Genomic DNA, 13,223 nt, shown 5'->3' with positions numbered 1-13,223 from the left:
TTTGCTTTCGCTACAGAAAACATTTGCTGAAATGAAGATAATTTGTCCTAGTTTTATCGTCTAAGTAATGAAAAACACAAGTAATCTTCGCAAATTTGTTAAAAAAAGAACAAAAACGGCTCAATCTTTTAACAAAAACTTAGCTCATTCTCAACTTTTAGTGATAAACCAAAATCTTGAAAAAAATTCCCAAATAATTGATTTAGACAACACCATATTACAGTACTTAGCTGAATTTGCGAAGTCGCAAACAAAAGTTCTATTAGCTGTTTTCCTGATGTTATCAGCGATTATTGGCAGTTTATCAGCGGTTTCCTCGATTTTATCAGCGATTATCGGCATTTATCAGCGGGTTCCTCGATTTTATCAGCGATTTTCGGCAGTTTATCAGCGGGTTCCTCGATTTTATCAGCGATTATTGGCAGTTTATCAGCGGTTTCCTCGATTTTATCAGCGATTCTCGGCAGTTTATCAGCGGTTTCCTCGATTTTATCAGCGATTCTTGGCAGTTTATCAGCGGGTTCCTCGATTTTATCAGCGATTATCGGCAGTTTATCAGCGGTTTCTCGATTTTATCAGAGATTCTTGGCAGTTTATCAGCGGTTTTCCTGATGTTATCAGCGATTGGCATTTTGGAGCACCGAATCGCTTCGATTTCGCACATAAAACATTTATGGATCCAAGCTGCTTTTCGGACGCCTCCAGGGAAGCTCAGCCGGAACGGAAATCAACCCCTCGTTTTACCGAAGAGCCATACTATATTTAATGGGACACCTTAATTTCATTGACACAATAGTTTTTCAACACTAAAAAGCTGATGCTTTAAATCACATCAGCTTTCTTACATTTTTCTTTATCATAATGACGACCTTCCACTGCCTTAAATTAAAATAGACTTTTAATAAGCGTGTCAATCATCACTGGCATTTCCTTAAAAGCACTATCCACGTGTAGTCTTTCTGTTTTTTGATGTGCATCCTTTCCAAAAGGTCCAACATTTAAAACGGGGCCTTGTAATTCGGACATTGCTTCAAATGGGATGCTATACGTATCTCCCCATACAGGCGTGTTGCACTCAAATGCAGTCCATTCATTTGAGCCATCTGAGTAATTGACATAACTTAAATCGCAAATACCATTAAAATAGTGAATTTGCTCAACCTCGATATCAAATGTTTTCGCCGTTTTCTTCATTAATTCTATCGATTGAATGACAAGTGGATGATTGGATGAGTTGATCGCCGGATAGTAAGGCGGTGCAAATAATAGCACTGTTGCTGGCGTTAGTTCCTGGCAACGGATCATTAACTGATCCACGATGCGAATAGATTTTTCTCGATCATCCCAAGTACTATTTTCAAGAACTTGACTTTTTATTAAATTTACTTCTTTTGCTCCTAATTTATTGATCGCATGCTCTAAAAGCATTTCATAACGAAGTACTTTTACTTCACCTACACCCTTTACCTTTTCTCGCTCACAAATTTGCTTATATTGCTCATTACAAGCTGACATTGCCTCCAATGCAACTTGTTCAAAAATATCCATTACTTCAGATGCTGTGCGCTTTAATAAAAACACATTATAAAGAGCTGCTGCACGATATGGCGTTTGTGTAGAGTACTCCATTTTCAAATCTTTTAATTGTAAGGATACGGGTAATGGCGTACTTTCACCAAGATCTGTTTCACGGAAAATTGGATTCCACTCCATATGCTGTGTCATGTATGAAGCAATATAATTTGCTGTCATTCCTTTTAGCGGCTCACCCACATGTGTCTCTTTTCCATAAAATAAGGTAGCAGGCATAATTTTACCAATCGTTCCTGAATAAATATATTCATTGGTATCAGCTGGACCTTGTGAAAAAGAAGGCTCACTATTTAAAAATAGTTTATAAGCTAATCCATGCTGTTCACGAAGTCTTACAAGCTCAACAACTGCTGCACGCATCCCAGCAGAGTTCACTTCTTCATCAGGCACCGCCGTTAAAATAAGATTAATTGGCCACTCTTCGATACTTGCCTTTTCAATCAGCTGCATATGCAAAGCAAGCCCCATTTTCATATCCATCGTCCCACGACCAAATAAGTAGTTGCCTGATTCTAAATCAATTCTTGCCGCATCTGGTAAATCTTTTTTATATTTAGGTTCCATTAGCTTTTTTGTCAACTCTTCAGGGTAGAAGGCTAATGGCTCTAGCTCACCATATTCTTCAGTATGAACAGTATCAAAATGACTTATTAACACGACCGTTTCTGTCGCATTTGGGTGCTTGTACAAAGCAGTTACAGCATTGCGTCCAAGACCCGCATCATGTAATGCAATAAATTCTGGATTATTTTGAAAATAAGAAAGCGCTTGCAATGAATTTTTTAATTTATAGGCAAACTCATTTTCACCTTTCGTTAACGTCCTACTTTCCCAACTGACAAGTTCACATAATAGTGCGCGTAGTTTTTCAGGTGTGTTCCAAAGATAAACATTCATAAAAATTCTCCTTTATCCGATCTTCTCAATACCGAATACATATCAATGTATATCAAGTGATTCCTCATTTTTTATTTCAATCTCAGAAGAAACTGTATTCGTTTTACTCAATTTAAATTTATAGAAAATCATGCAAGCAATAAAGAATCCAATACCGTATAGTAAACCAATTCTTTGTGTTGGGTCAAACGCTAAAAAGACTAGAATTAGCATACAAAAAATAATACAGAACACCGGAATCAATGGATAAAATGGCGTTTTAAATTTTAAATCAGCCACATTCCCTCCCGCTTTCACATAACGATATCGGAACATCAATTGAGATGCACAAATTCCCATCCACGAAATAGTTACAGAAATTCCTGCAATAGACATGAGTAAAACAAATACTGCATCTGCTTCCATTACGCTCGTTAATAAAGAAAGCAGCGAGAAAAGCATCGTGAAAATAAGTGCATTTAATGGCACTTTATTTTTCGTTAGTCGTCCGAATAATTTAGGAGCCATTCCCTCTTTTGACATCGACCATAGTAAACGTGTTGAAGCATATAGACACGAGTTACCTACTGATAATATCGCAGTTAGAATAACAAAATTCATGATACCAGCCGCATATGGAACGCCAGCTAAATTCATTAAAGTGACAAATGGACTTTCCAGTAGTCCAAGCTCCGATGCCGGGAATATAGCAGATAAAACAATAATAGAAGCAATATAGAAAACAATAATCCTAAACAGAATTGTGCGTATTGCCCGCGGAATATTTTTTTCAGGATTTTCAGTTTCTCCTGCTGCAATACCGACAAGTTCAGATCCTTGATAAGAAAAGATAACATTCATCATTGTGACAAATATAATTGAAATACCTGCTGGGAATAAACCAGATGGTGCTAAATTCGTAAAATGTGGTGTTGGACGATCAGCTAATGGAATCAATCCAAAGATTGCTGCCGCTCCTATGACGATAAAAGCAATCACCGCAATGACTTTAATACTTGCAAACCAGAATTCCGCTTCTGCAAATCCTCTAGTTGTTAATGCATTTAAGGTAAATAACAGCACCATGAATACGGCACACCATATCCAAATAGGGACATTTGGGAACCAATGTTGCATCAAAATTCCCGCCGCTGTAAATTCTACCCCTGCTGTGGCAGCTGATCCAACAAAATACATCCACCCTAAAGAAAAGCCTGCTGAAGGACTAATAAAACGTGTTGCATAAGTTTGAAAAGAACCCGTTACAGGCATATAAACAGCTAATTCCCCAAGACAATTCATTACCATATACAATATTAAACCACCGAATATATAACCAATTAACGCTCCACCTGGACCTGCCTGATTAATTGTATAGCCAACATTTAAAAACAATCCTGTCCCAATAACTCCACCGAGTGATAGCATTAATAAATGGCGACTCTTCATTGAACGGTTTAATTGATTATCTTGCCGTTGTTCCCCTTTACTCAACATCCATCCCCACCTCTCTAGTTGCCGTCAGAATTTCAAAAATTCTGATATTTATTCTACTAAAGTACCCAATCAATTTATCCGCTTTAAATTGATTGGGTATTTTTAAAACTAAAAACGTAATGACAAGCAGCTTAACCCACCATCATGTTTTCTAAATTCAGACATTTCAAGCTCAATTGTTTGATAGCCTAAATCCTTTAATTTACGATTTGTTTCTGGGTAACCAGCTGGAATAATGACATAATCGTTCACTTGAATACAGTTTGCTGAATACTCATCTTCTTTAGGAATAATAATTTTTTCATAGGATTCGAACGCAGGATGATTGATGAACTCACCTGCTAGCACCATACGATTTTCACCAACATAGGCGATACCCGTCTTTAAATGGAAAAATTCTTTTAACGGAATAATCGTTGCCTCATAGCCTTCTTTTTCAATGATTTCTTTGAATTGTCGTGCTCCTTCTTCATTCGTACGATCAGAAATGCCGACATAAAATTTCTTTTCTGCCTGTAATACATCTCCGCCATCAAGTGTTCCTGGGCCTTCGATATAATATAATTTTTCATAGAATTTTTTAACAGCCGGTTCAATGTCCTCAATCTCACGATTACGTGCTTCTGCCCCAGGGTTTGAAATAATGGCAAATTCAGCTGTTAATACACTTGTATCCTCTACGAATGTCGAATCTGGAAAAGCCTCATTCGCTGGAAGCTGTGTAACCTCGACGCCACATTTCTTTAAAGCTTCTACATATTTTTCATGCTGCTCAAATAATTTTTCTAAAATTGGTTTTCCTAAGTCACTAGTTGTTAAACCGTTTACATAACTATTTCCTGGATTTTTTACTATCACATTTTTAAACATTTACTTCGTCTCCTTTTATCCTTCTATTCTTTTATCCTCTTACTACTGGACAAGTTAGACATGTTGGTCCACCTGTTCCTTTTACCGTAATTTCATTTCCTTTATATTCATAAACTGTTGCGCTTGCTTCAAGTAATTGTTGCTTTGTCATTGGATTTCCATTTGGAATAATACACACTCTAGGTGCAAGTGCTAAGACGTTACAGCCTAGCGCATCATATTCATCTTTCGGTACTTCAACTAATTGAATACCTCGATCGATTAACATCTGACGGAAAAAGACTGGCATTAATCGTGAATGTACAACTGCTAAATCCTTGTCCACCATACTAATAAAGGACATTAAGTGTAAACATTCTGCTTCACCTAAATCATGGGGTAGCTGGACAACAATGAATTCATCGACAATATCCGCCGTCATGTCCTTTAGCTGACGAATCGCTTCATCATTCGTTCGATAGCCTCGACCTACAACAAGTGTACGGTCATCAAGCCAAACAATATCGCCACCATCTGAAACAGCATCTCCAGTCAATTCACCGATTACTGGAATGCCCTTTTCTTGTAAAAATGCTTTATAAACAGCTGCTTCTGGCTGTCTTAATTTTTTTCCAGATTTTAAGATAATAGCCCCTTTTGGTGTAAATTTGACAGGGTCATGTGCATATAGCGAATCCAACCCTACTTCTTCTGACTCTGGTAGATAATCAATTTTTTCAACATATTTTTCGAGAATGCTAGTAAATTCAGCATATTCTCTAAGAGCCTCATTATAGTTAGGTTCTGATAAGTAATTAAATGTTTTCCATTCATCACTAAGATGCTCTTGACCTCGGAAAGCATCTTTTGGATGTTTTACTATTACGTGTTTCAAAGGTGCATACATTGATGAACAATAATGCATTCCCTTCACCCCTTTTTCCGTGTAGTGGAAAACGTTTCCGTTAAGAGGAAAGTTTATATGAAAAATATATGTGTTTTACGGTATACTGTCAATATATTTAGAAAAGTTTTTATTTTCTATCTACTAACACATGTAGCTAGACGTAGACAAGGAATGAAAATACAATAAGTAAAGGGGAGGTGGAACATGAATGCAATTATTAGAACGAGCTATGACAATTGCCAAAGTTTTGGCTTCTGAAGCAAGTGAAAACAGCTTGTCCATTTCAGAGCTTTCGGCAAAATGTAATTTGCCACTTAGTACATTACATAGAATTTTAAAAGCGATGATTAAGGAAGGAATGATTGAGCAAGACGATCAAACGAAACAATATCGACTTGGTACAATATGGATGGAGCTTGGCCTACAAGTGTATGATACGATGGACTACATTAGTAAAATTAGGCCAGAATTAGAGCGTTTAGCTAGAGAGGTCGAGGAAAGTGTCTATTTAAGTAAGCCTGCTGGTTTAGATACGATCATTATCGAAAGAATAGACAGTGCAGCTAATCCAATTCGCATTTATGATCAGTTAGGGATTCGTATACCGATGCATATTGGCGCTGCAAATAAGGCCATTTTAGCCGCAATGCCTGTTTCTCAAGCAAATGAAATTATTAAACAGCTCATTCCACAAGAAGAAATCGCTGAATTAGAGGCACAGCTTAATCAAATTAGACTACAGGGATTTGCCATAAGTCATGGGGAGAAAACAGCCGGAACATCCTCCATTGCAGTTTCCATTTTAAATGGTTTTAATGAAATAGTAGGTGCTGTAAGTATAGGTTTTGTTAGCTTTAACGTTTCTGAGGAACATATTAATACCCTTACCGCGCATTTGGTGGAAACTGGAAAACATGTTTCTATGAAGCTTGGCTATCGAGAAAAATAATATTGAAAACTTTTTAATTATATTAGCCTAGATTTGCTGTATCCAGAAATTGATTCCCTCTTATCTGACAATTTTTTATGTCTGTAAAGGTTTTTTTCTTGAAAGGTTATGTGAAAACTGTTGCACTGAACGTCATCGTATGTTAAATTATTATGGTATGTGAAATACCGAACTGAAATAATAATCTTTCAGCATAAACAGTAAGGAGGGAATACAACATGCCAAAACAATGTGTAATCACTGGACGTAAAGCTCGTACTGGTAACAACCGTTCCCACGCTATGAACGCTAACAAACGTACTTGGGGTGCTAACCTTCAAAAAGTTCGTATCTTAGTAGACGGTAAACCAAAACGTGTATGGGTTTCTGCTCGTGCATTAAAATCAGGTAAAATTGAGCGCGTTTAATCGTTGCTTCCAAAAAATCGATTTGGCATTTGGCGCAAATCGATTTTTTTCTTTCTAATTAACTGGGCAGACTACCAACCGCCTTTGTGAATATTTATATAAAGCAGTAGTTGTATTTAATCATTCGTTCTAGTGGGCGACCTTAAATACAATGAAATGCTAAGCCGCAAGTAATCACGTCTCGTTGTAATTACTAGCGGCTTTTTTTCATATAACACCCTCAATTCAGCATAACAAATCGCCTGTTATCTAGAGAAACGGCAGTTACAATATAATAAAGTATGGCTCCTCGGCAAAACGAGGGGTTGATTTTCATGATGTTATCAGCGATTCATGGCATTTTATCAGCGGTTTTCATTATGTTATCAGCGATTCATGACTCTTTATCAGCGATTTTCATGATTTTATCAGCGATTCATGGCATTTTATCAGCGGTTTTCATTATGTTATCAGCGATTCATGACTCTTTATCAGCGATTTTCATGATTTTATCAGCGATTCATGACATTTTATCAGCGGTTTTCATTATGTTATCAGCGATTCACGGCACTTTATCAGCGATTTTCATTATGTTATCAGCGATTCATGGCACTTTATCAGCGGTTTTCATTATGTTATCAGCGATTCACGACACTTTATCAGCGATTTTCATTATGTTAGCAGCGATTCACGGCTCTTTATCAGCGGTTTTCATTATGTTATCAGCGATTCATGACACTTTATCAGCGATTGACATTTTGGAACATCCATTCGCTTCGCTTTCACACAGACGAAACCCTTTTGCAGTCACTTCCTTTCTCACAGTTTGCTGACGTTTCGTTTTATCACAATATTTTAGAGCGACATGCTATGTGATCTGTGCGATAGCGAAGCGGCAGCTACAAATGTTTTATCTGTGCGAAAGCGAAGCGTCAGCTACAAATGTTTTCTGTAGCGAAAGCGAAGCGTCAGCTACAAAGCGCCCAGCCGGAACGGAAATCTACCCTCGTTTTGCCTAAGAACGATATTTTTTGCATGCCACATTTAATTTCATGGACACATTTATTTCTCAAAAACAGTAAAAATCCGACTAGTGTTAGTCGGATTTTTTTACTTTCTTTTCTTTTTTAAAAAGATTGATACATGTGCGCGTAATACTACTCACAAATTTCGGTAGCTGGAATGTATATACTTTCAGGACTCTCTCCCCCTCACGCTAATCTATGCTTCTTATCATTAAACATATGCCTTGCGTGAAAGATATAGACCCTGAATTACCTATTATTTCATTACTTGTAAAGCGGGATGTCCCTAAAGAAATTTCTTCATTTGTTGTTTCATATTTTACTTGCCTTAATGTCACATCTTTAATTGGCTCTTCATGTGCAAAAAAAGACAAATAACGATATTGCTCGTCTGCTTCAATGTTGTGTTTGCCTGGCATTAAAAATTGCAACATATTTGCGTGATTAATAATCTTCAATACTACTTGTGGATGCTCTTTTTGGAAGCGATACATCGAACGGACTGCTGCCTCATAATGGTCTAAGCGCCCACCTGTAACACCTGTCAGTACAATTTCTAGCGGTGTATAGGTCAAGGCTTTTAATATCGCTAGGTCCGTATCTGTTTCATCTTTTTCTTCCTGAAATCGTTGTCTATCATTTGTATGTGCCATCACCAGTTCGTATTCCTCTTGCGAAAGTGAGTCAAAATCTCCTACGATGGCATGTGGTGTGATTCCTTGCTCGATTAAATAAAGTGCTCCTCGGTCAGCTCCGATAAATAACACATCACTTTTCTCTTTAAATGGACTAAACGAACAGAGTTCCTCTTTTGGTCCACCAGCACAAACTACGACTACTGTCATCCTTTAATCGCTGCCTCACCAGCAGCTAAAATTTCCTGAAGTGCCGCTGTACGATCTTCTTTACTATAAATAGCTGAACCAGCTACAAAAATTGTGGCTCCTGCTTGTGCACATGGAATAATAGTCTCGGCATTAATACCACCGTCGATTTCTATAGCAATATCAAGATTACGTTCTTTAATAATTGCTGCTAATGCTTCAATTTTTGGTATTACAGAATGAATGAATTTTTGCCCACCAAAGCCTGGATTCACAGTCATGAACAACACCATATCAATATCCTCTAAAATATGTTGAATTGATTCTATTGGTGTATGTGGATTTAATACAACACCAGGTTTGACTCCGTACGAACGAATTAATTGAATTGTACGGTGTAAATGGCGGCAAGCCTCTACATGCACTGTAATATAGTCTGCCCCTGCTTTTGCAAATTGTTCAATATACTGATCAGGATTTTCAATCATTAAATGAACATCCAATGGTAAATCAGTTAAAGGACGAATGGCGTCTAATACGATCGATCCAAATGAAATATTCGGCACAAAATGACCATCCATAACATCAATATGAATAAGCTGTGCACCCGCTTTTTCTACTTCCTTTACTTCTTCTCCTAATTTAGCAAAGTTGGCTGCTAAAATTGATGGTGCTATTTGTATCATCATTAATACCTCGGCTTTCGATCCATAATTTCTTGCATAAATTGTTCATAGTGCTTATAGCGGTAGTCACGAAGTTCTCCAGCTTCTACCGCTGCCTTTACCGCACATTTCGGTTCCTTTAAGTGTAAACAGCCTCTGAATTTACAATCATCTGCAATTCGGGCCATTTCTGGGAAGCATGCACCTAACTCTTCTTTTTCTATTTCATCAAAATCAAATGAACTAAATCCTGGTGTATCTGCTAATAAACCATCGCATACTTCGATTAATTCGACGTGGCGAGTCGTATGTTTTCCGCGCCCTAAGCTTTGTGAAATAACGCCTGTTTTTAAATTTAAATCTGGAATTAATGTATTAAGTAATGTGGATTTTCCCACTCCAGATTGTCCTGCTAAAACAGATGTTTTCCCTTTTAATATGGGTTGCAAGCGTGCAATTAATTCTTCCTCACCCTTATAGGTTTGTAGCACAGTATACCCCATGTCTTCATAATCTTCTATATAGCTTTGTAATTCCTCACGTTCATGATCCTCTAGCAAATCCATCTTTGTTAAACAAATAATTGGATGAACATGAAATGACTCTAAAACAACTAAGAAACGATCCAGTAAAATTGTATTAAAATTAGGTTCTTTTACAGAAAACACTAGAATACCTTGATCAATATTGGCAATCGGAGGGCGTACTAATTCATTTTGGCGATCAATAATTTTTTGAATAGTGCCGTCCGATCCCTCTATTTCCAGTGTGTATTCTACAATGTCGCCAACGAGTGGGGATTCTCCGCGATTGCGAAATACCCCACGCCCTCGACATTGTATAAGCTGTTGTCCATCATATACATAATAATAACCGCTTAGTGCTTTACGAATTTGGCCTTGCGCCATCCAATTCCCCCTTATTTGATATCATCGTAGTTGATTGTTTTTTCATCTATAATTTCCGAGTCACGAATAATTTTATAAGCCCCTTCTTGACCCTCTTCTATGACAAGCTGTATTTTATACGGTTTTTCAGCCGTAATTGTAAATTCATCAGCTGGTTTTAACATTGTATGATTTTTATCTTGAATTTCAATACGAATGGCTTGCTCCATACCTTCCTCTTTTGGCTCATATGGAATTACCACCGTCTTCACCAAAGTTTTAACAGGTTTTTCAGCGGGTCCTTTACTTAAAACAACAGCTATTGTAGAGCCTGCTTCAACTTCTGCTCCTGCTTTTGTCAATTGTGAAATAACACTTCCAGCAGCTACTGTATCATTAAAGTCTTCACGAGCAACACGCCATTTTAAGCCTTTTCTACTTACGTACTCATCCATTTGAGCCTTCGTGTAATTCACAACATTATCTACGGTAACCATTTTTACACCTGCGCTTACCTTAAATTTCATCGATGTATCTTTAGCGATTACTTCTTCTGGTGGCAGCGGCTCTTGTTCAATAATTGTTCCTTCTGGCTCTGTAGAATGTACGTAGCTAATTTCTGGCTCTAAAAATTTACCCTTTAACATTGATCGAACTTGGCTAATTTGTTGTCCTCTATAATCTTCCACTTTCGTCTTTTCTATCCCAAGACTAACGACTAAGTCTACTTCCGTACCTTTTACACGCTCCGTACCCTGAGAAGGATCTGTTTCAATAACTTTATCCTTTTCTATGTCCTCTGAGTTTCGCTCCAGCTTTTCTCCAATAACAAAGCCTTCTGCCTCTAATTTCTTAGTAGCTTCATCGATAGTTAAATTAGCTACATCAGGTACAGATATCTTTTTCGGACTAAATACACCTGTTGCAAATATAAAGAACAGGAGGGTAGCAATGGCTACTATTACTAACCCAGCTACATATATTGGCCATTTTTTCTTTTTCTTTACAGGTGCTGTCTTTTCAACAGGCTTCTTCACTTCGGGTTTCGGCTTTGATTGAGTGATTGGTTCGATTGCTCTTGTCTTCGTTAAATCTTCGTCTTTACGCACAGTTGGCTCTTTTATAATCGGAATAGCCTTTGTCACATCATTATCTACCGGTATGGCAAACTTCGGTTCATTAATACGTTTTGGCGATAAAACTGTCTCTAAATCACCTTGCATTTCTTCTACAGTTGAATAACGATGAGAAGCATCTTTTGCTGTAGCTTTTAGCACAACGTTTTCCAAGCTTTGTGGAATTGTAGCATCGAAGGCACGAACTGACGGTGTTTCAGATTGTAAATGTTTAAGCGCGATAGAAACAGCTGACTCGCCTGAAAATGGCAATTCCCCTGTTAATAATTCATATAAAACAATCCCAAGTGCATAAATATCAGATTTGTTTGTCGCTGTACCACCACGAGCCTGCTCTGGTGACAAATAATGCACAGTTCCAAGCACAGAGTTTGTTTGTGTAAATGACGTTGCACTAAGCGTCATCGCGATGCCAAAATCAGTTATTTTCACATTGCCATCAGCATCCATTAAAATATTTTGAGGTTTAATGTCACGATGAATAATATGATTTTCATGAGCATCGGCAATTGCAGATGTTAGCTGTTTCATAATATGCACACTTCTGGCAGGAGAAATTGGTGCAAATTCCTGTATGTACTGCTTTAATGTTTTTCCTTTGACATACTCCATTACAATATAATGCAGATCGCCATCCTCACCTACATCATAAACACTAACAATATTTGGATGTGTAAGACTTGTAGCAGAAAGTGCCTCACGTTGAAAACGCCGATGTAATTCATCCTCATTGGTAAAATCATAGCGTAATATTTTAATCGCTACATCTCGGTTTAATATCATGTCGTGCGCCAAATAAACATTGGACATACCACCGCCACCAATGAGCTCTTTAACTTTATAACGGTCACTAATTCGTTTACCTACAAACATACTTACACCTCCTCATCTTGCCTTGTGAGTAGCACGAGGGAGATATTGTCTTCCCCCCCGCTTGCATTTGCTAATTCCACAAGTTTCCGTCCTTTTTCTTCTATCGAATCTGGATACGTAATAATTGATGCCATTTCATACACTGTTAGTTTATTACTTAAACCGTCAGAGCAAATGAGTAAATACGATTCTGATGCTAAATCAACCTCATAAAAGTCAGGTTCAATCGTTTCTTCTGTACCAACAGCTTTTAAGATGAAATTTTTCTTCGGATGTGTCAACGCTTCCTCTTCACTTATTTCACCATTTTCAACGAGAACATTTACATATGAGTGATCTCTTGTTATTTGTTGTGCACCATCATCAAAGAAATAATACACACGACTATCGCCAACATGTGAGATAAAGCAATGATTATCTTCAATTAACACTGCAATAAATGTCGTGCCCATTCCTTTACAGTCTTCATGTGATAAAGAATAGTCATATATATTTTTATTTAATTGCTTAACTGCTTGTAATAACCACTCTTTTTTTGATGTTGTTGATGCAAAATGATGTGCCTCTGCCTGTAAAAAAACGGATTCTATCTGTTTCATCGCCATATCACTCGCTACATCGCCAGCATTATGACCTCCCATGCCGTCCGCTACAAGTGCTAGTGCAAGCCCGTCTGGACGCTTAAAAAATGCCGCACGGTCTTCATTAATTGCTCGTTTTAACCCAATATCACTTTCGACTGTGTATTTCAACACT

The 13,223-nt window shown here is 37.5% G+C and carries 15 protein-coding genes; 5 read left to right on the top strand and 10 right to left on the bottom strand.

What is annotated here, in order from left to right; all coding sequences use genetic code 11:
* Positions 1 to 67: 67 nt before the first annotated feature.
* Entirely contained in the window at positions 68 to 766 is a 699-nt protein-coding gene (locus QUF91_RS06260) for a hypothetical protein (RefSeq protein ID WP_289417177.1), read from the top strand.
* Between the two features lie 119 nt (positions 767 to 885).
* On the opposite strand, the gene QUF91_RS06255 is transcribed toward QUF91_RS06260, so the two are convergent.
* The 4 genes from QUF91_RS06255 to QUF91_RS06240 form a co-directional block, all read right to left on the bottom strand.
* Entirely contained in the window at positions 886 to 2,490 is a 1,605-nt protein-coding gene (locus tag QUF91_RS06255) for a M20/M25/M40 family metallo-hydrolase (RefSeq protein WP_285399092.1), read from the bottom strand.
* A 42-nt stretch (positions 2,491 to 2,532) separates the two neighbouring features.
* Positions 2,533 to 3,966, bottom strand: a complete 1,434-nt coding sequence (locus tag QUF91_RS06250; protein ID WP_285399091.1) for an amino acid permease — start codon at positions 3,964 to 3,966, stop codon at positions 2,533 to 2,535.
* A gap of 108 nt (positions 3,967 to 4,074) precedes the next feature.
* Entirely contained in the window at positions 4,075 to 4,836 is a 762-nt protein-coding gene (locus QUF91_RS06245; RefSeq protein WP_289417176.1) for a dimethylarginine dimethylaminohydrolase family protein, read from the bottom strand.
* A 31-nt stretch (positions 4,837 to 4,867) separates the two neighbouring features.
* Complete coding sequence (locus QUF91_RS06240) at positions 4,868 to 5,740, bottom strand: dimethylarginine dimethylaminohydrolase family protein (protein ID WP_289417175.1); 873 nt, start codon at positions 5,738 to 5,740, stop codon at positions 4,868 to 4,870.
* Positions 5,741 to 5,930: 190 nt separating this feature from the next.
* Here QUF91_RS06240 and QUF91_RS06235 point away from each other — a divergent pair, with 190 nt between their 5' ends.
* From QUF91_RS06235 to QUF91_RS06220, 4 genes are all read left to right on the top strand, one after another.
* The gene (locus QUF91_RS06235) at positions 5,931 to 6,671 is read left to right on the top strand and encodes an IclR family transcriptional regulator (RefSeq protein ID WP_289417174.1); all 741 of its coding nucleotides are present in this window, start codon (positions 5,931 to 5,933) and stop codon (positions 6,669 to 6,671) included.
* Between the two features lie 218 nt (positions 6,672 to 6,889).
* Positions 6,890 to 7,078 (top strand): 50S ribosomal protein L28, encoded by a 189-nt coding sequence (rpmB, locus tag QUF91_RS06230; RefSeq protein ID WP_004227417.1) that lies wholly within the window; start codon positions 6,890 to 6,892, stop codon positions 7,076 to 7,078.
* Between the two features lie 314 nt (positions 7,079 to 7,392).
* A complete protein-coding gene (locus QUF91_RS06225) occupies positions 7,393 to 7,890 on the top strand; it encodes a hypothetical protein (RefSeq protein ID WP_289417173.1) in 498 nt (165 codons plus the stop codon).
* A 39-nt stretch (positions 7,891 to 7,929) separates the two neighbouring features.
* Positions 7,930 to 8,076: a hypothetical protein gene (locus QUF91_RS06220; RefSeq protein ID WP_289417172.1), complete on the top strand. Its 147-nt coding sequence runs from the start codon at positions 7,930 to 7,932 to the stop codon at positions 8,074 to 8,076.
* A gap of 77 nt (positions 8,077 to 8,153) precedes the next feature.
* Here QUF91_RS06220 and spoVM read toward each other — a convergent pair whose 3' ends face one another.
* The 6 genes from spoVM to QUF91_RS06190 are packed head-to-tail and all read right to left on the bottom strand — an operon-like array spanning position 8,154 to position 13,219.
* Entirely contained in the window at positions 8,154 to 8,255 is a 102-nt protein-coding gene (gene spoVM / locus QUF91_RS06215; protein ID WP_139114376.1) for a stage V sporulation protein SpoVM, read from the bottom strand.
* A gap of 18 nt (positions 8,256 to 8,273) precedes the next feature.
* Positions 8,274 to 8,927: a thiamine diphosphokinase gene (locus tag QUF91_RS06210; protein ID WP_285399550.1), complete on the bottom strand. Its 654-nt coding sequence runs from the start codon at positions 8,925 to 8,927 to the stop codon at positions 8,274 to 8,276.
* Complete coding sequence (rpe, locus tag QUF91_RS06205) at positions 8,924 to 9,592, bottom strand: ribulose-phosphate 3-epimerase (RefSeq protein ID WP_289417171.1); 669 nt, start codon at positions 9,590 to 9,592, stop codon at positions 8,924 to 8,926. The genes QUF91_RS06210 and rpe overlap by 4 nt, the downstream gene beginning before the upstream one ends.
* 2 nt (positions 9,593 to 9,594) lie before the next feature.
* On the bottom strand, positions 9,595 to 10,479 hold the full coding sequence (gene rsgA / locus QUF91_RS06200; protein ID WP_289417170.1) for a ribosome small subunit-dependent GTPase A: 885 nt from the start codon (positions 10,477 to 10,479) through the stop codon (positions 9,595 to 9,597).
* Between the two features lie 11 nt (positions 10,480 to 10,490).
* Positions 10,491 to 12,467, bottom strand: a complete 1,977-nt coding sequence (gene pknB, locus QUF91_RS06195; protein WP_289417169.1) for a Stk1 family PASTA domain-containing Ser/Thr kinase — start codon at positions 12,465 to 12,467, stop codon at positions 10,491 to 10,493.
* A gap of 2 nt (positions 12,468 to 12,469) precedes the next feature.
* Entirely contained in the window at positions 12,470 to 13,219 is a 750-nt protein-coding gene (locus QUF91_RS06190; RefSeq protein ID WP_285399557.1) for a Stp1/IreP family PP2C-type Ser/Thr phosphatase, read from the bottom strand.
* Positions 13,220 to 13,223: the final 4 nt, after the last annotated feature.

Source organism: Lysinibacillus sp. G4S2, assembly GCF_030348505.1.
Lineage (GTDB): Bacteria > Bacillota > Bacilli > Bacillales_A > Planococcaceae > Lysinibacillus.
This window is presented reverse-complemented; position numbering and strand designations above follow the sequence as displayed.

Bases quoted from the DNA above. Each gene is read 5' to 3' on its own strand.
- rpmB (WP_004227417.1), top strand. From the start codon at position 6,890: ATGCCAAAACAATGTGTAATCACTGGACGTAAAGCTCGTACTGGTAAC.
- QUF91_RS06260 (WP_289417177.1), top strand. From the start codon at position 68: ATGAAAAACACAAGTAATCTTCGCAAATTTGTTAAAAAAAGAACAAAA.
- pknB (WP_289417169.1), bottom strand. From the start codon at position 12,467: ATGTTTGTAGGTAAACGAATTAGTGACCGTTATAAAGTTAAAGAGCTC.
- QUF91_RS06250 (WP_285399091.1), bottom strand. From the start codon at position 3,966: ATGTTGAGTAAAGGGGAACAACGGCAAGATAATCAATTAAACCGTTCA.
- QUF91_RS06245 (WP_289417176.1), bottom strand. From the start codon at position 4,836: ATGTTTAAAAATGTGATAGTAAAAAATCCAGGAAATAGTTATGTAAAC.
- QUF91_RS06225 (WP_289417173.1), top strand. From the start codon at position 7,393: ATGATGTTATCAGCGATTCATGGCATTTTATCAGCGGTTTTCATTATG.
- QUF91_RS06255 (WP_285399092.1), bottom strand. From the start codon at position 2,490: ATGAATGTTTATCTTTGGAACACACCTGAAAAACTACGCGCACTATTA.
- QUF91_RS06235 (WP_289417174.1), top strand. From the start codon at position 5,931: ATGCAATTATTAGAACGAGCTATGACAATTGCCAAAGTTTTGGCTTCT.
- QUF91_RS06210 (WP_285399550.1), bottom strand. From the start codon at position 8,927: ATGACAGTAGTCGTAGTTTGTGCTGGTGGACCAAAAGAGGAACTCTGT.
- rsgA (WP_289417170.1), bottom strand. From the start codon at position 10,479: ATGGCGCAAGGCCAAATTCGTAAAGCACTAAGCGGTTATTATTATGTA.
- rpe (WP_289417171.1), bottom strand. From the start codon at position 9,592: ATGATACAAATAGCACCATCAATTTTAGCAGCCAACTTTGCTAAATTA.
- QUF91_RS06240 (WP_289417175.1), bottom strand. From the start codon at position 5,740: ATGCATTATTGTTCATCAATGTATGCACCTTTGAAACACGTAATAGTA.